This is a genomic window from Algoriphagus lutimaris (assembly GCF_017051705.1).
GTDB classification, from domain to species: Bacteria; Bacteroidota; Bacteroidia; order Cytophagales; family Cyclobacteriaceae; genus Algoriphagus; species Algoriphagus lutimaris.
This window is the reverse complement of sequence record NZ_JAFIDJ010000002.1, coordinates 1471836-1489659: the sequence shown is the minus strand read 5'-3', so window position 1 is coordinate 1489659 and position 17824 is coordinate 1471836. Positions and strand designations below refer to the sequence as shown.

At 40.2% G+C, this 17824-nt stretch carries 33 protein-coding genes; all 33 read right to left on the bottom strand.

Translation table 11 applies throughout. The annotated features are described in order from the left end of the window. Positions 1-8 precede the first annotated feature (8 nt). Positions 9-554, bottom strand: a complete 546-nt coding sequence (locus tag JYB62_RS17075) for a hypothetical protein (RefSeq protein ID WP_205646566.1) — start codon at positions 552-554, stop codon at positions 9-11. Further along, on the bottom strand, positions 535-822 hold the full coding sequence (locus JYB62_RS17070; protein WP_205646565.1) for an FtsB family cell division protein: 288 nt from the start codon (positions 820-822) through the stop codon (positions 535-537). The genes JYB62_RS17075 and JYB62_RS17070 overlap by 20 nt, the downstream gene beginning before the upstream one ends. Before the next feature lie 97 nt (positions 823-919). After that, the gene (gene eno, locus JYB62_RS17065; protein WP_074226900.1) at positions 920-2200 is read right to left on the bottom strand and encodes a phosphopyruvate hydratase; all 1281 of its coding nucleotides are present in this window, start codon (positions 2198-2200) and stop codon (positions 920-922) included. Between the two features lie 21 nt (positions 2201-2221). Beyond that, the gene (gene carA / locus JYB62_RS17060; protein WP_205646564.1) at positions 2222-3319 is read right to left on the bottom strand and encodes a glutamine-hydrolyzing carbamoyl-phosphate synthase small subunit; all 1098 of its coding nucleotides are present in this window, start codon (positions 3317-3319) and stop codon (positions 2222-2224) included. Between the two features lie 118 nt (positions 3320-3437). After that, on the bottom strand, positions 3438-3971 hold the full coding sequence (rplQ, locus tag JYB62_RS17055) for a 50S ribosomal protein L17 (RefSeq protein WP_205646563.1): 534 nt from the start codon (positions 3969-3971) through the stop codon (positions 3438-3440). A gap of 6 nt (positions 3972-3977) precedes the next feature. Further along, positions 3978-4967, bottom strand: a complete 990-nt coding sequence (locus JYB62_RS17050) for a DNA-directed RNA polymerase subunit alpha (RefSeq protein ID WP_074226897.1) — start codon at positions 4965-4967, stop codon at positions 3978-3980. A gap of 38 nt (positions 4968-5005) precedes the next feature. Next, positions 5006-5611 carry a 30S ribosomal protein S4 gene (gene rpsD, locus JYB62_RS17045; RefSeq protein WP_074226896.1) on the bottom strand — a complete coding sequence of 202 codons (606 nt, stop codon included), beginning with the start codon at positions 5609-5611 and terminating at the stop codon, positions 5006-5008. An 18-nt stretch (positions 5612-5629) separates the two neighbouring features. Next, positions 5630-6028 (bottom strand): 30S ribosomal protein S11, encoded by a 399-nt coding sequence (gene rpsK, locus JYB62_RS17040; protein ID WP_074226895.1) that lies wholly within the window; start codon positions 6026-6028, stop codon positions 5630-5632. A 14-nt stretch (positions 6029-6042) separates the two neighbouring features. After that, positions 6043-6420 carry a 30S ribosomal protein S13 gene (rpsM, locus tag JYB62_RS17035; RefSeq protein ID WP_008202997.1) on the bottom strand — a complete coding sequence of 126 codons (378 nt, stop codon included), beginning with the start codon at positions 6418-6420 and terminating at the stop codon, positions 6043-6045. Positions 6421-6424: 4 nt separating this feature from the next. Next, entirely contained in the window at positions 6425-6541 is a 117-nt protein-coding gene (gene rpmJ / locus JYB62_RS17030; protein WP_074226894.1) for a 50S ribosomal protein L36, read from the bottom strand. A gap of 6 nt (positions 6542-6547) precedes the next feature. Then, positions 6548-6766, bottom strand: coding sequence for a translation initiation factor IF-1 (gene infA / locus JYB62_RS17025; RefSeq protein WP_008202999.1), 219 nt, complete (start codon positions 6764-6766; stop codon positions 6548-6550). 1 nt (position 6767) lies between these two features. Beyond that, on the bottom strand, positions 6768-7541 hold the full coding sequence (gene map / locus JYB62_RS17020; RefSeq protein ID WP_074226893.1) for a type I methionyl aminopeptidase: 774 nt from the start codon (positions 7539-7541) through the stop codon (positions 6768-6770). 1 nt (position 7542) lies between these two features. After that, positions 7543-8862: a preprotein translocase subunit SecY gene (gene secY / locus JYB62_RS17015; protein ID WP_074226892.1), complete on the bottom strand. Its 1320-nt coding sequence runs from the start codon at positions 8860-8862 to the stop codon at positions 7543-7545. A 4-nt stretch (positions 8863-8866) separates the two neighbouring features. Beyond that, a complete protein-coding gene (gene rplO / locus JYB62_RS17010; RefSeq protein WP_074226891.1) occupies positions 8867-9313 on the bottom strand; it encodes a 50S ribosomal protein L15 in 447 nt (148 codons plus the stop codon). A gap of 2 nt (positions 9314-9315) precedes the next feature. Next, on the bottom strand, positions 9316-9495 hold the full coding sequence (gene rpmD / locus JYB62_RS17005) for a 50S ribosomal protein L30 (protein ID WP_074226890.1): 180 nt from the start codon (positions 9493-9495) through the stop codon (positions 9316-9318). 5 nt (positions 9496-9500) lie between these two features. Continuing rightward, the gene (rpsE, locus tag JYB62_RS17000) at positions 9501-10019 is read right to left on the bottom strand and encodes a 30S ribosomal protein S5 (protein WP_074226889.1); all 519 of its coding nucleotides are present in this window, start codon (positions 10017-10019) and stop codon (positions 9501-9503) included. Between the two features lie 6 nt (positions 10020-10025). Continuing rightward, on the bottom strand, positions 10026-10376 hold the full coding sequence (gene rplR / locus JYB62_RS16995; protein ID WP_074226888.1) for a 50S ribosomal protein L18: 351 nt from the start codon (positions 10374-10376) through the stop codon (positions 10026-10028). A 6-nt stretch (positions 10377-10382) separates the two neighbouring features. Next, entirely contained in the window at positions 10383-10940 is a 558-nt protein-coding gene (rplF, locus tag JYB62_RS16990) for a 50S ribosomal protein L6 (protein ID WP_074226887.1), read from the bottom strand. 9 nt (positions 10941-10949) lie between these two features. Beyond that, positions 10950-11345: a 30S ribosomal protein S8 gene (gene rpsH, locus JYB62_RS16985; RefSeq protein ID WP_074226886.1), complete on the bottom strand. Its 396-nt coding sequence runs from the start codon at positions 11343-11345 to the stop codon at positions 10950-10952. Between the two features lie 83 nt (positions 11346-11428). Further along, on the bottom strand, positions 11429-11698 hold the full coding sequence (gene rpsN, locus JYB62_RS16980; protein WP_008203013.1) for a 30S ribosomal protein S14: 270 nt from the start codon (positions 11696-11698) through the stop codon (positions 11429-11431). Between the two features lie 2 nt (positions 11699-11700). After that, the gene (gene rplE, locus JYB62_RS16975) at positions 11701-12261 is read right to left on the bottom strand and encodes a 50S ribosomal protein L5 (protein WP_074226885.1); all 561 of its coding nucleotides are present in this window, start codon (positions 12259-12261) and stop codon (positions 11701-11703) included. After that, positions 12254-12598 (bottom strand): 50S ribosomal protein L24, encoded by a 345-nt coding sequence (gene rplX / locus JYB62_RS16970; protein WP_074226884.1) that lies wholly within the window; start codon positions 12596-12598, stop codon positions 12254-12256. The genes rplE and rplX overlap by 8 nt, the downstream gene beginning before the upstream one ends. A gap of 2 nt (positions 12599-12600) precedes the next feature. Then, a complete protein-coding gene (rplN, locus tag JYB62_RS16965) occupies positions 12601-12969 on the bottom strand; it encodes a 50S ribosomal protein L14 (protein ID WP_057939449.1) in 369 nt (122 codons plus the stop codon). Between the two features lie 2 nt (positions 12970-12971). Then, positions 12972-13235, bottom strand: a complete 264-nt coding sequence (rpsQ, locus tag JYB62_RS16960) for a 30S ribosomal protein S17 (protein ID WP_074226883.1) — start codon at positions 13233-13235, stop codon at positions 12972-12974. A 19-nt stretch (positions 13236-13254) separates the two neighbouring features. Then, the gene (gene rpmC, locus JYB62_RS16955; RefSeq protein WP_074226971.1) at positions 13255-13437 is read right to left on the bottom strand and encodes a 50S ribosomal protein L29; all 183 of its coding nucleotides are present in this window, start codon (positions 13435-13437) and stop codon (positions 13255-13257) included. 7 nt (positions 13438-13444) lie between these two features. Further along, positions 13445-13864, bottom strand: coding sequence for a 50S ribosomal protein L16 (gene rplP, locus JYB62_RS16950; protein WP_074226882.1), 420 nt, complete (start codon positions 13862-13864; stop codon positions 13445-13447). Between the two features lie 24 nt (positions 13865-13888). Next, entirely contained in the window at positions 13889-14620 is a 732-nt protein-coding gene (rpsC, locus tag JYB62_RS16945) for a 30S ribosomal protein S3 (protein WP_074226881.1), read from the bottom strand. 9 nt (positions 14621-14629) lie between these two features. After that, entirely contained in the window at positions 14630-15022 is a 393-nt protein-coding gene (rplV, locus tag JYB62_RS16940; RefSeq protein WP_205646562.1) for a 50S ribosomal protein L22, read from the bottom strand. Positions 15023-15024: 2 nt separating this feature from the next. Beyond that, the gene (gene rpsS, locus JYB62_RS16935; RefSeq protein ID WP_074226879.1) at positions 15025-15303 is read right to left on the bottom strand and encodes a 30S ribosomal protein S19; all 279 of its coding nucleotides are present in this window, start codon (positions 15301-15303) and stop codon (positions 15025-15027) included. A gap of 2 nt (positions 15304-15305) precedes the next feature. Beyond that, entirely contained in the window at positions 15306-16130 is an 825-nt protein-coding gene (rplB, locus tag JYB62_RS16930; protein WP_205646561.1) for a 50S ribosomal protein L2, read from the bottom strand. Positions 16131-16143: 13 nt separating this feature from the next. After that, a complete protein-coding gene (gene rplW / locus JYB62_RS16925; protein ID WP_074226877.1) occupies positions 16144-16431 on the bottom strand; it encodes a 50S ribosomal protein L23 in 288 nt (95 codons plus the stop codon). Positions 16432-16435: 4 nt separating this feature from the next. Beyond that, the gene (rplD, locus tag JYB62_RS16920) at positions 16436-17065 is read right to left on the bottom strand and encodes a 50S ribosomal protein L4 (protein WP_205646560.1); all 630 of its coding nucleotides are present in this window, start codon (positions 17063-17065) and stop codon (positions 16436-16438) included. A 4-nt stretch (positions 17066-17069) separates the two neighbouring features. Then, positions 17070-17702 (bottom strand): 50S ribosomal protein L3, encoded by a 633-nt coding sequence (rplC, locus tag JYB62_RS16915; RefSeq protein WP_074226875.1) that lies wholly within the window; start codon positions 17700-17702, stop codon positions 17070-17072. Positions 17703-17824: the final 122 nt, after the last annotated feature.

Genomic DNA, 17824 nt, shown 5'->3' with positions numbered 1-17824 from the left:
CCACTTGTTTAGAGTACAAAACCAACCCTAATTACATAAGGTTCACCATAGGGTGATCTTAAGTTGTCATGAAGGACATTATATAGAAAAGTGAAGTTTGCTCCTCCCCTAGGACCAAAAGGTGCAAAGTACCCTCCTCCTAAAAAGAGGGAGTTTGCCCAAATCCTTTCAAACCGGTCTTGGAGAATATTATAATTGTCAAAATTGATTGATTCAAACTCTGCCTGAGTAAAAATATTGGGAAGCACATTATATCTAGAAAAGATTCTTCCCCCATAAGAAGAGGTCTCACCTCCTATGTATCTTTTATCATTAAAATACTGATAGGTAACTCCCAAACCAGATGAAAACCTAGGAGTAATCATCACACCTACTAATGGAGATAAATCAAGCAAGGTTACTGAACCAAACTGCATCCCAAAATTACCTCCAAAGTATAATCTATCCTTGAACGGAATAGAATCTTGATATATTTCACGCTGTGCATTAGCAGCAAATTGCAATGAAAAAAACAGGATAAATGCGAGTAATATTTTATTTTTCAACAATGACATAAAGATCTTCAGTCCTCTTTTTCATGAGATATTTTTCACGTGCAAACTTCTCTAAAAGTTCGGGATTACTCATTAACTCCTCACGTTCGGCTTTAATTATCTCTTTTCTTTCTTGATAAAACTCCTTTTGTTCATTCAGTTCATTCAGTTTTACACTCAATCTGAATTGATTAACCACATTATTTGAATCGATGAAAAACATCCAAAAAATAAAAAAGAGCATTCCGAGCACATAAAAATTTTTCGTGTATTTGAAATATTTACTCATGATCTAATTTATAGGAGAGATATTTTAACAAGGTACAAAAATGATGCAAAAAAAAAGCAGTCCCCAAAAGGACTGCTTTCTGTAACATACGGAATGTTTATTTCTTCTTAGGGAAATAAGCAGTGTCAGCTAGCAACTCTTCGATTCTCAACAGCTGATTGTATTTCGCCATTCTATCAGAACGGGAAGCTGAACCAGTTTTGATTTGTCCGCAGTTACAAGCCACTGCCAAGTCTGCAATTGTAGAATCTTCAGTTTCACCGGATCTATGGGACATTACAGCAGTAAATCCTGCTTTATGAGCCAAGTCAATAGCATCCAAGGTTTCTGTCAAAGTACCAATCTGATTCACTTTGATCAAGATGGAATTTGCAGATTTTTCTTCAATACCACGCTTCAAGAATTTCACGTTGGTTACAAATAAATCATCACCTACCAACTGAACTTTGTCTCCGATTTTGGCTGTCAACATGGCCCATCCTTCCCAATCTTCTTCAGCACATCCATCTTCGATGGAATCAATTGGATATTTCTCAGTCAACTCAGCTAAGTAATCCACTTGCTCAGCTCTAGATCTAGCTTTACCAGTATCTCCTTCGAATTTCTTATAGTTGTAAACACCATCTTCAAAGAATTCAGAAGAAGCGCAATCAAGTGCAATGGTAATATCAGAACCTGCTTTGTATCCAGCTTTTTCGATCGCATCCAAGATACAACCTAGTGCTTCTTCAGTACCACCAGAGAAGTTTGGTGCGAAACCACCTTCATCCCCTACTGCAGTACTCAATCCTTTGTCGTGAAGGATTTTCTTTAAATTATGGAAAATCTCAGCTCCCATTCTCATTGCTTCAGAGAAGGTTGGAGCTCCTACTGGACGAATCATAAACTCTTGGAATGCAATAGGAGCATCAGAGTGAGACCCACCATTGATAATGTTCATCATAGGAACAGGAAGTGTTTTGGCATTCACACCACCTACATATCTGAACAATGGAATCCCTAAATCGTCAGCAGCAGCTTTTGCTACAGCTAAGGAAACTCCTAGGATTGCATTGGCTCCTAGTTTTGATTTAGTATCAGTTCCATCCAATTTGATCATCAAGTTATCGATTCCTCTTTGGTCAAAAACAGATTCCCCGATCAATTCAGATTGGATAATTTCATTCACATTTTCGACTGCTTTCAAGACACCTTTTCCAAGGTATTTGCTTTTATCTCCATCACGAAGTTCCACTGCCTCGTTAACGCCCGTAGAAGCACCGCTTGGTACTGCTGCACGGCCAAAAGCACCAGAGTCTGTAAGTACATCTACTTCAATAGTAGGGTTACCTCTGGAGTCTAAAATTTGTCTCGCATGAATTGCTTGTATCAAAGTCATAGTATAAAAGGTTATTGAGATTTAATTTTTGTTTATTAAAGAAATAAAGTCGTCAAAAAGGTAGCGCGAATCATGAGGTCCTGGAGAGGACTCTGGGTGATATTGCACGGAAAAAGCAGGCTTATTTTTAAGTCTGATTCCTGCTACGGTATTGTCATTCAAATGAACGTGGGTGATTTCCACTTCGGGATTACTCTCAGAGTCTTCTCTGGATATATTAAATCCATGATTTTGAGAAGTAATTTCACTTTTCCCAGTATTCAGATTTTTTATAGGATGGTTCAAACCTCTATGACCGTGGTGCATTTTGTAGGTGGAAATCCCTACTGATTCAGCCAAGATCTGATGGCCCAAACAAATCCCAAAAACAGGTTTTCCTGTATTTAGAATATCTTTTGTTGTTTCCACTGCATATTCCATTACAGCAGGATCACCAGGTCCATTGGAAAGAAAATAGGCTTTGGGGTTCCATGCTTCCATTTCTTCCAATTTGGTTTTAGCAGGAAATACTTTGCAATAAACTCCTCTATCAACCAGGTTTCTAAGAATGTTTTTCTTGATTCCAAAATCGAGGCATGCCACCTTGATTTCAGAATTTTCATCTCCTACAAAATAGGGTTCTTGGGTACAAACTTGAGAGGAAAGCTCCAAACCATCCATATTTGGCACTTTTTCCAATTCTGCTTGTAAACCTTCTAAGTCTCCTTCAAATTCTGAACTGATGATGGCATTCATCGCTCCTTTTGAACGAAGGTGTCTAACCAATTTTCTGGTATCTACATCTGCTATCCCTGTAATTTTATTTTGAACAAGGTAATCTTGTAAAGAACCAGAAGCATCAATTCTTGAATAAATATCAGAGAAATTATTGACCACAATCCCCGCTACTGTTGGGAAATCAGATTCAACCTCTGAATCTATCACTCCATAGTTTCCTATATGAGGAGTGGTAGTAACCACAATCTGTCCAGTATAGGATGGATCGGTGTAAATCTCCTGATATCCAGTCATACCAGTGTTAAAGCAAATTTCGCCGCCATTGGTACCGGCGTTTCCGATAAGTGTGCCATGGAACACTGTTCCGTCTGCTAAGAGTAAAGTCGCTTTTTGTCTAATCATTTTCTAGAAAGTTGCCCAAAGTTAAAGATTTATTGGTAAGGAAAATAAATGGATGGGGTATAAAAAAAGGATTGAACGAAAGTCCAATCCTTTTTTATTGTCAAAGTCGTTGATCAACTTATTTTTCTTCAGTTTCACCTTCAGTTGCATCAGCAGAAGCTTCCGGAGCCTGTGGCTCTTCAGATTTAGCTTCAACAACTGGAGTAGCAGGAGCATCAGCAGCAGATTTACCAGAACTTCTACGAGATCTTCTAGTAGTTTTCTTAGCTGGTTTAGCATCCTTCAACATTAATTCGTTAAAGTCAACTAGCTCAATGATACACATCTCTGCATTATCACCTAGACGGAATCCAGTTTTGATAATACGAGTATATCCTCCTGGACGTGTACCAACTTTAGAACTGATTTCACCGAAAAGAGCGATGATCGCATCTTTGCTTTTCAGGTAAGAGAATGCAATTCTTCTGTTATGAGTAGTGTCTTCTTTGGCTCTTGAAACCAATGGCTCCACATATTTCTTCAATTCTTTAGCCTTGGCAAGCGTAGTTGAAATACGCTTGTGAAGAATCAGGGAAGTAGCCATGTTGGAAAGCATAGCCTTCCTGTGAGCGGCTTTCCTACCAAGGTGGTTAAATTTCTTACCGTGTCTCATCGTTATTTATTCTTCATCAAGTTTATACTTAGAAATATCCATCCCGAAGGTCAGACCTTTCTCTTGGATAAGTTGCTCAAGCTCTGCAAGAGATTTCTTACCGAAGTTTCTGAATTTCATCATATCTGAAATTTCAAGTTTGGCAAGATCTCCAAGAGTCTTCACATCAGCAGCTTTCAGACAGTTGAATGCACGAACAGAAAGATCTAGATCGCCCAAAGATGTCTTCAACAGTTTTCTCATGTGCAAGAACTCCTCGTCAATTGGCTCTGGTTCAGCAACTCCTGTAGAGTCAAGTACCATAGTTTGATCAGAGAACAACATAAAGTGTTGGATCAGGATTTTAGCAGACTCCTGAAGTGCTTTCTCCGGGTGGATAGAGCCATCAGTAGATACTTCCAAGATCAACTTTTCAAAGTCAGTTTTCTGTTCAACACGGGTATTCTCAACGCTGTACTTTACATTCTTGATAGGAGTAAAGATTGCATCGATGGCAATTTGCCCGAACACCTGCTCTTTTGGTTTGGATTCTTCAGCTGGTAGATATCCTCTTCCTTTTTCGACCATGATCTCAATCTCAAAGTTTTTAGACTCGTCGATGTGACAAATCACCAAATCTGGATTTAAGATTTCGAAAGAAGAAGTGAACTTAGCAATGTCCCCTGCAGTGAACACAGACTGATTTTTGATTTCCACAGTGATTTTACCATCGAAAGCCTCATGTACTTTCTTGAATCTCACCTGCTTTAAATTCAAAATAATATCGGTCACGTCTTCAACAACACCTTCGATGGTAGAAAACTCATGCACCACTCCAGGAATCTTAATGGATGTGATGGCATAACCCTCCAACGAAGAAAGCAAAATTCTTCTTAGGGCGTTACCGATAGTAACTCCATAGCCTTTTTCTAGTGGTTTGAAAGTAAACAAGCCATGGAAGTCATCGGCCTTTTCCATCACCACTTTTTCGGGCATTTGAAATGCTAGTATGGACATATATCTTGTTCTTTTTTTAAAAGCTGAAAATAGTAAAATTACTTAGAGTAAAGTTCGACAATGAGTTGTTCCTTGACATTCTCAGGAATATCATCTCTGGAAGGCACACTGACGAATTTGCCGGACAATGAAGCGCTATCCCACTCTAACCAGGAATATTTATTAGCACCTCTACCAGCCAAACTATTGGTAATAGCTTCCAAAGACTTAGATCTTTCTCTTACGGAAACAATATCACCAGGCTTCAAAGAATAGGAAGGAATATTTACTACTTCACCATTTACAAGCACATGCTTGTGAGAAACCAATTGTCTGGCACCTCTTCTAGTTGGAGCAATTCCCATTCTATATACGGTGTTATCTAATCTAGCTTCTAGAAGCTGAAGAAGGTTTTCACCTGTAATTCCAGATTTTCTGGAAGCAATATCAAACATCTTAGCGAATTGTCTTTCCAACACTCCGTAGATGTATTTCGCTTTTTGTTTTTCAGCAAGCTGAATAGCATATTCTGATTGCTTCTTTCTTCTACCTCTACCATGTTGTCCTGGAGGATAGTTTTTCTTTTGAAGCGCTTTGCTATGCCCTTCGATAGGCTCGCCAAACTTTCTGGCGATCTTTGCTTTAGGACCTGTATATCTAGCCATTCTATTACAAATTTAAAATTAAACTCTTCTACGCTTAGGAGGACGACAACCATTGTGCGGCATAGGAGTTACGTCTGTAATAGTCGTTACATCCAATCCTACATTTTGCAATGTTCTAATCGCTGATTCACGACCAGATCCTGGACCTTTTACAAAAACTTCGATTTTTCTCAAACCTAAGTCATAAGCCACTTGTCCGCAGTTTTGCGCAGCCATCTGTGCAGCGTAAGGAGTATTTTTCTTTGAACCTCTGAAACCCATTTTACCGGCAGAAGCCCAAGAGATTACTTGACCTGCATTATTGGTAATAGAGATGATGATATTGTTGAAGGAAGCTCTGATGTGAACTTGCCCTACAGCTTCTACCTTAACAACTCTTTTTTTACCTTTTGCTTTATCGTTTCTTTTCTGAGCCATAATCTAATCAGGTTTTATTTAGTTGCCTTTTTCTTGTTAGCAACTGTCTTTCTCTTACCCTTCCTTGTTCTGGCGTTGTTCTTGGTATGCTGACCACGAACTGGAAGTCCTTTTCTGTGTCTCAAACCTCTATAACAACCGATATCCATCAGTCGCTTGATGTTCAATTGGATCTCTGATTTCAGAACACCTTCGGTTCTGAATTCTTCGGCAATAATGTTACGGATTGCGGTTGACTCATCGTCATCCCACTCACCTGCTTTTTTGTCGAAGGAGATACCGGCCTTGCTCAGGATCGCCTTGGCGGAGCTTCTTCCAATTCCGAAGATATAAGTAAGCCCGATTTCGCCACGCTTATTGTCTGGTATGTCTACACCTGCAATTCTAGCCATAATCTTAACCTTGTCTTTGTTTAAACTTAGGATTCTTCTTGTTGATGACGTAAAGTTTTCCGTTTCTTCTTATCAACTTACAGTCAGCACTTCTCTTCTTAATAGATGCCTTTACTTTCATATCAGTCTATTTATAACGATATACAATTCTACCTTTTGATAAATCATAGGGAGACAACTCTAATTTTACACGATCTCCAGGAAGAATTTTGATGTAGTTCATTCTCATCTTTCCAGAAATATGCGCAATCAACTGATGTCCATTTTCTAGTTCCACTTTAAACATTGCATTAGACAATGCTTCGATAATGGTACCGTCTTGTTCTATAGATGTCTGTTTAGCCATATTAGAATTTGAAATTCTCTTCTATGTATTTATGGGTTGTCAAAACCTCTGTTTTATCTTCAAATATTGCCACTGTGTGCTCATAGTGGGCGGAAGGCTTCCGATCTGCAGTGCGGATCGTCCAACCATCTCTCTCTTGTACAATGTTTCGTGTACCCAGATTCACCATAGGCTCAATTGCAATCACCATTCCTGCTTTTAGCAGGGGACCACTTCCTTTTTTGCCATAATTGGGAACTTCCGGGGATTCGTGAAGATTACGACCGATTCCATGTCCGACCAATTCTCGAACTACTGTGTAGCCCTTGGCTTCCACAAACTTTTGGATCGTATTTCCTACATCTCCCAACCTGTTTCCAAAAACAGCTTTTTCAATACCTAGATATAATGAATCTTTGGTGGCCTTGAGTAATGCTAAGACAGAAGGAGAGACCTCACCAATAGGATACGTATAAGCGGAATCGCTATGAAAACCTTGGTGAAAGACTCCACAATCTACTGAGATTATATCGCCATCTTTCAATTCATAATCGCTGGGAAATCCATGAACGACAACTTCGTTCACAGAAATACAAAGAGCAGCCGGAAAACCATTGTATCCTTTAAAAGAAGGAACACCTTGGTGATCTCTAATATACTCTTCAGCTATTTTATCTAAGAAAGAGGTCTTTACCCCTTCCTTGACATACTTTGCTACTTCCCCATGGGCTCTGCCAAGTATGTCGGCACTTTCTTTAATTATATCAACTTCTTCTGAAGTCTTATAATGAATCATATTAAGCTACTTGGTAATTAGAAGGATTATTCTTCATATTACCGCTCTTCATCATTCCTTCGTAATGACGCATTAACAAATAGCTTTCAATTTGTCTCAAAGTATCTAAGATTACACCCACCATAATCAAAAGCGATGTACCTCCATAGAATTGAGCAAACTCTCCACCTACACCTGCAATAATTGCTAAGGCAGGTAAAATCGCTACTGCTGCTAACAAAATGGATCCTGGCAACGTGATTTTAGAGATGATCCCATCAATAAACTCAGACGTTGGAGCACCTGGCTTAATACCTGGTACAAATCCACCGTTTCTCTTCATATCTTCCGCTATCTGCTCTGGATTAACTGTAATCGCAGTGTAGAAGAACGTGAAGATGATAATCAAGGATGCGAAAAGCAGATTATATTGCCAAGAAGTAAAGTCACTGAACGTATTACCAATGTAATTCGCAACATCACTTTCAGAAGCCCAGATCTGAGCGATCAAAGCAGGAAGGAACATCAACGATTGTGCAAAGATAATAGGCATTACCCCAGAAGCATTTACCTTGATAGGAATATATTGTCTCTGGCCACCGTAAACTTTACCTCCTACTACTTGCTTTGCATATTGAACAGGAATTCTTCTTGTCGCTTCTGTCAGAGCAACTACTCCAACCACGATAAAGAAAAGTACCACTGCTTCAATAATTAAAAGCAACATGCCAGAAGTCCCTTTTTCTAAGGTTTCCGCGATGATCGCACCTGGGAACCTAGAAATGATACCAATCATGATCAGCATGGAGATACCGTTACCGATACCTTTTTCAGTAATTTTCTCTCCTAACCACATACAGAACATGGTACCGGCAGATAATAACACTAAAGAGCTAAACATGAAAAGGGATGTACTAACCATCACAGCTCCTGTTGGAAGGATAGTGGCACTTACGTAACCAATACCTTGTGCGATGGTGATCAAGATGGTTAATACTCGAGTAATCTGGTTGATTCTTTTTCTTCCAGACTCCCCTTCTTTCTGCATTTTTTGAAAGTAAGGTACTCCGACAGTCAACAGCTGCAACACAATTGAAGCAGAAATATATGGCATAATGCCTAGTCCGAAGATGGAAGCATTACTAAATGCACCACCTAGGAAAGTATCTATCAATCCAAAAATCCCTTCTGGAGCATCACCCAAACGAGCTGGGTCTACACCAGGAAGAACGATAAAGGATCCCAATCTGAAGATAATTAGGAACCCGACTGTATTCAGGATCCTAACTCTCAGATCTTCGATAGAGAAAATATTCTTAACCGTCGAAATAAACTTTTTCATTTACTTAAATCTTGTTTACAGAACCACCGTTTTTCTCAATAGCTGCAGTTGCAGAAGCAGAGAAATGATGAGCAGTTACGTCTAATTTGGCCTTCAATTCACCTCCACCGAGGATTTTGATCTTGTCATTCTTAGAAGCTACTCCATGAGCTACTAGAGCCTCCATGTCGATCGCTGCTAAGTTGTACTCCTCAGCAAGAACTTGCAAGGTATCCAAATTTACTGGTTTGAACTCAACCTTATTCAAGCTTTTGAAGCCAAATTTAGGAACTCTTCTTTGAAGTGGCATCTGACCACCTTCAAATCCAGCCTTAGACTTATATCCAGATCTGGATTTAGCACCTTTATGACCTCTTGTAGAAGTTCCACCTCTACCGGAACCAGTACCTCTACCGATTCTTTTACGAGTTTTTGTAGACCCTTCTGCTGGTTTTAATGTATGCAGTTTCATAATTAAGCTTCCTCCACTTTTACAAGGTGATTAACTTTATTAACCATACCAGCGATCTGTGGAGTATTTTCAACTACTACAGATTTGCTGATTCTTCCTAGACCTAAAGCAGTGATAGTAGCTTTTTGATCCTTCGGACGGTCGATAGTACTTTTAGTTTGTGTGATTTTGATCTTTCCCATGATGATTATCCGTTAAAGACTTTAGACATTTTCACACCTCTTTGCTGAGATACGGCAATCGCATCTCTTAATTGAGTCAAAGCATCGATTGTTGCTTTAACCACGTTGTGAGGGTTTGAGGATCCTTTAGATTTCGCCAAAACGTCAGTAACGCCAGCACTTTCTAAAACAGCACGCATTGCACCACCAGCGATAACACCGGTACCGGCCGCAGCTGGTTTGATCAATACAAAACCTCCACCAAACTTACCAATTTGCTCATGAGGGATGGTTCCTTTCAAAACTGGTACTTTCACCAAGTTTTTCTTAGCATCTTCAATGCCTTTAGTGATTGCGTCAGTTACTTCGTTAGCTTTACCTAAACCGTAACCAACTACACCGGCACCGTCACCTACGACAACTATTGCAGAAAAAGAGAATCTTCTACCACCTTTCACCACTTTGGCTACTCTGTTAATAGCAACTACCTTTTCTTTAAGTTCTGTATCTGTAGCCCTAATAGGCTTTTTTCTTAGTTGAGACATAGTTGATTAAAATTTAAGGCCTCCTTCTCTTGCTCCATCAGCCAAAGCTTTCACTTTCCCATGGTACAAATAGCCGTTTCTATCGAATACTACTTCGCTAACTCCGTTTGCAACAGCTCTTTCAGCTAATTTCTTACCTACCTCAGTAGCAATTGCAATGTTGGTGTTCTCTTTCGCTCCCAATTCTTTGGAAGATGCCTGAGCCAATGTTTGACCTTTAAGGTCATCCACAAGCTGTGCATACATGCCAGTATTACTTTTGAAAACTGACAAACGAGGTCTGGAATCAGTACCAGAAATCTTTCTTCTGATACCCTGCTTGATTCTAAGTCTTCTGGAATTCTTATTAAATGCCATAACCTATTATTTTTTACCGGCAGTTTTACCAGCCTTACGTCTAATTTGTTCACCCACGAAGCGCACACCTTTACCTTTGTAAGGCTCAACTTTACGAAGTCCTTTGATTTTGGCAGCCACTTGTCCGATCAATTCCTTGTCAATTGCCTCCAAAGTAATGATCGGGTTTTTACCTTTAGGAGTCTCTGTCTTTACACTTACCTCAGAAGGCAATGCAAAGAAGATGTTGTGAGAATAACCAAGGGAAAGTTCTAACACTTGTCCTTGATTCGTAGCCTTGTAACCTACACCAACAAGCTCCAAGTCTTTTTTGTAACCTTCAGATACACCAATGACCATATTATTGATCAAAGATCTGTAAAGTCCATGCATAGACTTGTGTCTTTTGGAATCGGTAGGTCTGGAAACGACAACTGAATTGTCTTCCACTTTTACCTCAATATCGGGATTCACATCCTGAGTGAGTGTACCTTTTGGACCTTTAACAGTGACCAGCCCGTGAGCTGACACGTCTACAGTAACACCGCCAGGTAGATTTATTGGTTTTTTACCTATTCTAGACATGATAGTAAATTAATATACGTAGCAAAGTACTTCGCCCCCAACGCCTTCAACGCGGGCTTCTTTGTCAGTCATTACACCTTTAGAGGTGGAAATAATGGCGATACCTAAACCATTGATTACTCTTGGAAGAGAGTCATGCTTGGCATATTTTCTCAAACCTGGAGTACTTACTCTTGTTAGATTAACAATTGCATTTTGCTTGGTAGTAGGATTGAATTTCAAAGCGATTTTGATAGTTCCCTGAGGACCATTCTCTTCGAATTTGTAATTCTGGATATATCCTTTGTCGTGCAATACTTTTGTAATCTCCTTCTTAATGTTAGAAGCAGGTATCTCTACGATTCGGTGAGAAGCCTTGATGGCGTTTCTCAACCTAGTCAGATAATCAGCTATTGGATCAGTCATGATATTTTATAAGTCTAGCTCCACCCTAATTGGGCGTGCAAAGTTACGAATTGATTTTTAGAATAAAAACTACTGTCGTTATTTTACCAGCTGGACTTAGTCACTCCAGGAATTTTGCCTGAAGAGGCCATTTCCCTGAAGGTTACCCTGTTGATACCGAATTTTCTCATGTAGCCTTTAGGACGACCAGTTAGTTTACATCTATTGTGAAGTCTAACCGGGGAAGCGTTCTTTGGCAATTTGTCAAGTGCTTCATAATCACCAGCTGCTTTCAGCTCAGCTCTTTTTTTAGCATACTTGGCTACCAGACGTTCTCTTTTTCTCTCACGAGCTTTGATGGACTCTTTTGCCATGACTATTCTTCTTTATTTTTGTTAACGAAAGGCATTCCGAAAGCTTTCAACAATGCGAAGCTTTCCTCATCTGTTTTAGCAGAAGTCACAAAGGTGATATCCATACCAGAGATTCTATTCACCTTTTCGATGCTGATCTCAGGGAAGATAATTTGTTCAGTTACACCTAAAGTGTAGTTACCTCTACCGTCGAATCCTTTGTCAGAAATACCTTTGAAGTCTCTTACACGAGGAAGAGCAACAGTCATCAATCTGTCAAGGAATTCATACATTTTTTGACCTCTTAAAGTAACTTTCGCTCCGATAGGCATTCCTTCTCTTAGCTTAAAGTTAGACACAGAAGTCTTCGCTTTGGTAGCGACTGCTCTTTGACCAGTGATTAAAGAAAGTTCTTCAACACCTTGGTCTACCAATTTCTTATCAGCTACTGCAGCACCGATCCCTTTATTCAAAACGATTTTTGAAAGCTTAGGCACCTGCATTACAGAAGAATATTGAAATTTTTCTTTCAAAGCAGGGACGATATCGTCCACATATTTTTGTTTGATTCTTGGATTAGCCATTGATCACCTCCCCAGTTTTCTTAGAGTATCTCACTAATTTCCCATTTTCACCAGCTTTACGACCAGTTCTGGTAGCTTCACCAGTTTTAGGATCTACAAGCATCAAGTTACTAATGTGCAAAGCAGCTTCTTTCTTCTCGATACCACCTTGTGGTTTTGCAGCAGTTGGCTTTACGTGTTTGGTGATCATATTGATTCCTTCTACGAAAGCCTTTCTTTTTGCTGTATCTACAGAAAGTACTTTGCCTGATTTGCCTTTGTCATCCCCAGCGATCACTTTCACAGTGTCACCAGTTTTGATATGCAGCTTAGGCTGCTTATTGAATTTTCTTTCCATGATTACAATACTTCAGGGGCCAAAGAAACGATTTTCATAAACTGCTTCTCTCTCAATTCTCTAGCAACTGGGCCGAAAATACGAGTGCCTCTAGGCTCATCGTTGTTGTTCAACAATACAGCAGCGTTGTCCTCAAATCGGATATAAGAACCGTCTTTTCTTCTTATTTCTTTTCTGGTTCGCACGATTACCGCTCTTGAAACGGTACCTTTTTTCATGTTGCTGGAAGATAGGGCTGACTTTACAGTCACGACTACTTTGTCACCGATAGAAGCATAACGCTTCTTGGTTCCTCCCAATACACGGATCACCAATACCTCTTTGGCACCGGAATTGTCCGCCACACTTAGTCTGGATTCTTGTTGTATCATGATTATTTAGCCCTTTCAATAATTTCAACTACTCTCCAACGTTTGTTCTTACTCAGCGGACGAGTTTCACTGATTTTAACGAGGTCACCTGGGTTACACTCGTTTTTCTCGTCATGAGCCATAAATTTGGTTGTTTTAGCAACAAACTTACCGTACATGGCATGCTTTACGCGACGCTCAACTGCAACGGTAATGGACTTGTCCATCTTGTTACTTACCACTTTACCAACTCTTTCTTTTCGAAGATTTCTCTCAATCGTAGCCATTTCTTTTTCTGTTAGCTAGTTATTTGGCAGCCAATGCAGTCTTCAATCTTGCGATCAGACGCTTGGTCTCGCGGATTCTATTAGGATTCTCTATAGGAGATATCGTGTGCGCAAACTTAAGTTTGGTCAGATTCCCCTTCTCTGCGACAATTCGCTCGGCGATTTCACTTGCGGAAAGTGATTGGATCTCAGTATTTTTCATTGTCATTCTATTCTACGTAGTCTCTACGAACGATAAAATTGGTACTTACTGGTAGCTTCTGTTGAGCTAATCTTAACGCCTCTTTAGCAGTCTCCAGGCTCACGCCTGTAGCTTCGAAAAGGATCGTTCCTGGTTTGATAACAGCTACCCAATATTCTGGAGCACCTTTACCCTTACCCATACGAACCTCTGCGGGCTTCTTAGTAACTGGTTTGTCAGGGAAAATCCTGATCCAAACCTGTCCTTCTCTTTTCATGGCTCTTGTCATCGCGATACGAGCTGCCTCGATCTGACGAGAAGTAATCCATCCTGCTTCCAGGGATTTGATGCCAAAGTTGCCAAAAGAAAGCGTGTGCCCTCTTTGTGCAATGCCTTTGACACGGCCCTTTTGCATTTTCCTATATTTAGTTCTTTTTGGCTGTAACATGCGTTCTCACTTAGTCGGTGAAAATTAGTTATTTCTTTTTCTGCGTCTTGGACCGTCGTTTCTCTTAGGGCCTGAATGACGAGATCCTTTCGGCTCGTTTGCAGCTCCCTGATTTGGAGAGAGGTCTCTTTTACCGTACACTTCACCTTTGAAGATCCATACTTTGATTCCGATAATTCCGTAAACTGTAAGTGCTTCAGAAAGTGCGTAATCAATGTCTGCTCTCAACGTATGAAGAGGAATTCTTCCTTCTTTGTACATTTCGGATCTTGCCATCTCGGCTCCACCCAGACGACCAGAAAGTTTTACTTTGATTCCTTCTGCTCCCACTCTCATGGATGCTGCAATGGCTTGTTTCATTGCTCTTCTGAAGGAAATTCTAGCTTGAAGTTGCTGAGCGATAGATTCACCTACCAATTTCGCGTCCAATTCAGGTCGCTTAATTTCGAAGATATTGATTTGAATATCTTTGCTAGTGATCTTCTTAAGTTCTTCTTTCAGCTTGTCTACTTCGGCTCCACCTTTACCAATTACAACACCTGGTCTGGCAGTATGAATGGTAAGCGTGATTCTCTTAAGCGTACGCTCAATGATCACCTTAGCAATCCCACCTTTAGGAATTCTGGCAAGGACGTACTTACGGATTTGCTGATCTTCGTATAGTTTTTCAGCGAAGTCTTTCCCACCATACCAGTTGGAATCCCAGCCTTTGACTACACCAAGTCTAAATCCTATTGGGTTGATCTTTTGTCCCATAGTCTGTTCTTAATTTGCCTTTTCGTTTGTTTCTACTACATCAGCGGTAACATCACCAGCGTCGAATGTATCGATCACGAGAGTTACATGATTTGATCTCTTGCGGATTCTGTGGCCTCTACCTTGAGGAGCTGGTCTCAATCTTTTGAGAGATCTGCCTTCGTCCACCATGATGGTTTTCACAAACAAATCAGCTTCTTCAAGTTTAGCGTCAGGATTCTTTGCCTGCCAGTTGGCAACGGCAGAAAGCAATAACTTTTCCAATTTCAAAGCTCCGTGATTCGGAGTAAACTTTAAAATACTAAGTGCATTCCCAACTCTCTTGCCTCTGACAAGGTCAGCCACAAGGCGCATCTTACGCGGAGAAGTAGGAACATTATTTAATCTTGCGATAGCTTCCATGATTATCTCTTTCCTTTATCTTTTTTGGCAATGTGGCCTCTGAAATTTCTGGTTGGAGCAAATTCACCTAACTTATGACCTACCATGTTGTCAGTCACAAATACAGGGATGAATTTATTTCCATTATGCACTGCGAAGGTATGTCCTACGAAGTCTGGAGAAATCATAGATCTTCTTGACCAAGTCTTGATGACAGATTTCTTGCCGGACTCGTTCATAACATCCACTTTCTTCACCAGGTGATGTTCGATATAAGGACCTTTTTTTAATGAACGTGCCATAATTATTTAGATCTTTTGCTGATGATGAACTTGTTTGAATACTTCTTAGGTGATCTGGTTTTCTTACCTTTAGACAGAAGACCTTTTCTAGATCTTGGATGTCCACCGGAAGAACGACCTTCACCACCACCCATTGGGTGATCTACTGGGTTCATCGCAACACCTCTAGTACGAGGTCTTACACCTAACCATCTCTTACGACCAGCTTTTCCAAGAACTACGTTCATGTGATCTGCATTGGAAACAGTACCGATTGTTGCCATACAAACACCAAGAACTAGTCTCATTTCACCGGAAGGAAGCTTGATAGTCACGTACTTACCCTCACGGGCAACGATCTGTGCATATCCACCAGCACTTCTGGCCATTACTCCACCATTACCTGGCTTCAATTCTACATTGTGTACAATTGTACCAAGAGGAATGTTAGCCAAAGGCATCGCATTTCCTACTTCTGGAGCAACTTGCTCACCGGAAATCACTGTTTGTCCTACTGTCAAACCTTCCGGGGCGATAATGTAGGCCTTTGCACCGTCTGCGTAATAAAGCAGGGCAAGACGTGCAGTTCTGTTTGGATCATACTCAATCGCCTTCACAGTCGCAGGTACGCCAAACTTATTTCTTTGGAAGTCTACTATTCTTAGTCTTCTCTTATGACCACCACCAATGTAACGGGCAGTCATTTTGCCTTCATTATTTCTTCCGCCTGATTTCTTCAAAGGAGCAAGAAGAGACTTCTCTGGCTTTGACTTTGTAATCTCGTCAAAAGCTGGAGCTACTCTGAATCTTGTCCCTGGAGTAACAGGCTTCAATTTTTTAATTGCCATGATATTGATTCAATTAAATTTCTCCGTAAAAATCAATTACCTGTCCATCAGCTACTTCAACAATCGCTTTCTTGAAAGCATTGGTAAAGCCTGATACCACTTTGTTTTTGGTGTATCTAGTCTTATGCTTTGCAGCATATCTCATGGTTCTGATAGAAACCACATCCACACCATATGTTTTTTCAACTGCATTCTTAATCTCTGGCTTTTTCGCAGTTTTCTCTACGATAAATCCATAAACACCTTTTTCGTTCATGGCAGAGACTTTCTCAGTAATTAAAGGCTGCTTTAGAATATCCATTGTCTTATTTCGATAAAATGGTTTCCAACATACTTACAGAACCTTCACAAATCACTAAGTGGTCAGCGTTAAGAACCTGGTAAGTATTTACATCATTTACAGTCACAACTTTTGACTTTGGTAAGTTTCTGCTAGACAAGTATACATTCTTGTTTTCTTCAGGAAGAACAACCAATGTTTTCTTATCAGCTAAGGACAAACCATTCATCAAAGCTAAATAGCTCTTAGTCTTTGGAGCCTCAAAAGAAAGGTTCTCCAACACTACCAAGCTATTGTCTTTCACTTTATAAGCAAGTGCAGACTTTCTAGCCAACTGCTTTAATTTTTTATTCAATTTGAAGGAATAGTTTCTTGGCTTAGGACCAAATACTCTACCTCCACCTCTGAAAAGCGGCGACTTTAAAGATCCAGCTCTAGCACTACCAGTACCTTTTTGCTTTTTGATCTTCTTAGTAGAACCAGCGATTTCATTTCTTTCCTTTGACTTGTGAGTACCTTGTCTTTGGTTCGCCAAGTACTGCTTCACGTCCAAATAGATCGCGTGATCATTTGGCTCAATTCCGAAGATTTCATCAGAAAGGTTCACCTTTCTTCCAGTATCTTCTCCTTTATGATTTATTACTGCTAATTCCATGGACTTATTTCTCTAGAATAACGAAAGAATTTTTAGGACCTGGTACTGAACCAGAAACCAACAGCAGGTTTTGCTCAGGATAAATCTTCAACACTCTAAGGTTGATTACCTTCACTCTGTCACCGCCGGTTCTTCCTGCCATACGCATTCCCTTGAATACTCTGGATGGCCAAGAACAAGCACCAATGGAACCTGGGTGTCTCTGTCTGTTGTGCTGACCGTGAGTTTGTCCACCCACACCACCAAAACCGTGACGTTTTACTACACCTTGGAATCCTTTACCTTTAGAAGTACCGATTGCATCCACGAAGTCACCTTCGACAAACACTTCACCAGCCTTCACAGTAGCCCCTAGATCTACCTGGCCTTCAAATTCGACCCGGAATTCTCTGAACTCAACAACTTTTTGCTTTGGCGTAGTACCGGCCTTTTTAAAGTGACCGATCAATGGCTTTGGCGTATTTTTTTCTTTACGCTCGCCATATGCCAACTGCACTGCGTTGTACCCGTCTGTTTCAACGTTTTTTACTTGCGTCACTACGCAAGGACCAGCTTCTATTAGCGTGCATGCGACGTTACGTCCATCGGCACTGAAAATGCTAGTCATTCCTACTTTTTTACCTATAATACCAGACATCTATAATAAGATAATTTGATAATTCACAAGCGCTTATACGCATGAGCCCTTTTAAAGGACTGCAAAGTTACTGAAATAAAATTCTGCAACAAATGCCAACTCGTATATTTTCAAACATTTAG

Excerpts from the sequence above, each read along its gene's own strand:
- rpsQ (WP_074226883.1), bottom strand. The coding sequence starts at position 13,235 with ATGGCTACGATTGAGAGAAATCTTCGAAAAGAAAGAGTTGGTAAAGTG.
- map (WP_074226893.1), bottom strand. The coding sequence starts at position 7,541 with ATGATTCATTATAAGACTTCAGAAGAAGTTGATATAATTAAAGAAAGT.
- carA (WP_205646564.1), bottom strand. The coding sequence starts at position 3,319 with ATGATTAGACAAAAAGCGACTTTACTCTTAGCAGACGGAACAGTGTTC.
- rpsN (WP_008203013.1), bottom strand. The coding sequence starts at position 11,698 with ATGGCAAAAGAGTCCATCAAAGCTCGTGAGAGAAAAAGAGAACGTCTG.
- rplO (WP_074226891.1), bottom strand. The coding sequence starts at position 9,313 with ATGAAACTGCATACATTAAAACCAGCAGAAGGGTCTACAAAAACTCGT.
- rplD (WP_205646560.1), bottom strand. The coding sequence starts at position 17,065 with ATGGAATTAGCAGTAATAAATCATAAAGGAGAAGATACTGGAAGAAAG.
- JYB62_RS17050 (WP_074226897.1), bottom strand. The coding sequence starts at position 4,967 with ATGTCCATACTAGCATTTCAAATGCCCGAAAAAGTGGTGATGGAAAAG.
- rpmC (WP_074226971.1), bottom strand. The coding sequence starts at position 13,437 with ATGAAAAATACTGAGATCCAATCACTTTCCGCAAGTGAAATCGCCGAG.
- rplR (WP_074226888.1), bottom strand. The coding sequence starts at position 10,376 with ATGGCATTTAATAAGAATTCCAGAAGACTTAGAATCAAGCAGGGTATC.
- rpsD (WP_074226896.1), bottom strand. The coding sequence starts at position 5,611 with ATGGCTAGATATACAGGTCCTAAAGCAAAGATCGCCAGAAAGTTTGGC.
- rplV (WP_205646562.1), bottom strand. The coding sequence starts at position 15,022 with ATGGAAGCTATCGCAAGATTAAATAATGTTCCTACTTCTCCGCGTAAG.
- rplN (WP_057939449.1), bottom strand. The coding sequence starts at position 12,969 with ATGATACAACAAGAATCCAGACTAAGTGTGGCGGACAATTCCGGTGCC.
- rpsC (WP_074226881.1), bottom strand. The coding sequence starts at position 14,620 with ATGGGACAAAAGATCAACCCAATAGGATTTAGACTTGGTGTAGTCAAA.
- rpsE (WP_074226889.1), bottom strand. The coding sequence starts at position 10,019 with ATGTCTCAACTAAGAAAAAAGCCTATTAGGGCTACAGATACAGAACTT.
- rpsK (WP_074226895.1), bottom strand. The coding sequence starts at position 6,028 with ATGGCTCAGAAAAGAAACGATAAAGCAAAAGGTAAAAAAAGAGTTGTT.
- JYB62_RS17075 (WP_205646566.1), bottom strand. The coding sequence starts at position 554 with ATGTCATTGTTGAAAAATAAAATATTACTCGCATTTATCCTGTTTTTT.
- rplB (WP_205646561.1), bottom strand. The coding sequence starts at position 16,130 with ATGGCAATTAAAAAATTGAAGCCTGTTACTCCAGGGACAAGATTCAGA.
- rplP (WP_074226882.1), bottom strand. The coding sequence starts at position 13,864 with ATGTTACAGCCAAAAAGAACTAAATATAGGAAAATGCAAAAGGGCCGT.
- rpmJ (WP_074226894.1), bottom strand. The coding sequence starts at position 6,541 with ATGAAAGTAAAGGCATCTATTAAGAAGAGAAGTGCTGACTGTAAGTTG.
- secY (WP_074226892.1), bottom strand. The coding sequence starts at position 8,862 with ATGAAAAAGTTTATTTCGACGGTTAAGAATATTTTCTCTATCGAAGAT.
- eno (WP_074226900.1), bottom strand. The coding sequence starts at position 2,200 with ATGACTTTGATACAAGCAATTCATGCGAGACAAATTTTAGACTCCAGA.
- rpsH (WP_074226886.1), bottom strand. The coding sequence starts at position 11,345 with ATGACTGATCCAATAGCTGATTATCTGACTAGGTTGAGAAACGCCATC.
- rplC (WP_074226875.1), bottom strand. The coding sequence starts at position 17,702 with ATGTCTGGTATTATAGGTAAAAAAGTAGGAATGACTAGCATTTTCAGT.
- rpsM (WP_008202997.1), bottom strand. The coding sequence starts at position 6,420 with ATGGCTAGAATTGCAGGTGTAGACATACCAGACAATAAGCGTGGCGAA.
- rpmD (WP_074226890.1), bottom strand. The coding sequence starts at position 9,495 with ATGGGAAAGATCAAAATCACACAAACTAAAAGTACTATCGACCGTCCG.
- rplW (WP_074226877.1), bottom strand. The coding sequence starts at position 16,431 with ATGGATATTCTAAAGCAGCCTTTAATTACTGAGAAAGTCTCTGCCATG.
- rplQ (WP_205646563.1), bottom strand. The coding sequence starts at position 3,971 with ATGAGACACGGTAAGAAATTTAACCACCTTGGTAGGAAAGCCGCTCAC.
- infA (WP_008202999.1), bottom strand. The coding sequence starts at position 6,766 with ATGGCTAAACAGACATCTATAGAACAAGACGGTACCATTATCGAAGCA.
- rplE (WP_074226885.1), bottom strand. The coding sequence starts at position 12,261 with ATGGCTAATCCAAGAATCAAACAAAAATATGTGGACGATATCGTCCCT.
- JYB62_RS17070 (WP_205646565.1), bottom strand. The coding sequence starts at position 822 with ATGAGTAAATATTTCAAATACACGAAAAATTTTTATGTGCTCGGAATG.
- rplX (WP_074226884.1), bottom strand. The coding sequence starts at position 12,598 with ATGGAAAGAAAATTCAATAAGCAGCCTAAGCTGCATATCAAAACTGGT.
- rpsS (WP_074226879.1), bottom strand. The coding sequence starts at position 15,303 with ATGGCACGTTCATTAAAAAAAGGTCCTTATATCGAACATCACCTGGTG.
- rplF (WP_074226887.1), bottom strand. The coding sequence starts at position 10,940 with ATGTCTAGAATAGGTAAAAAACCAATAAATCTACCTGGCGGTGTTACT.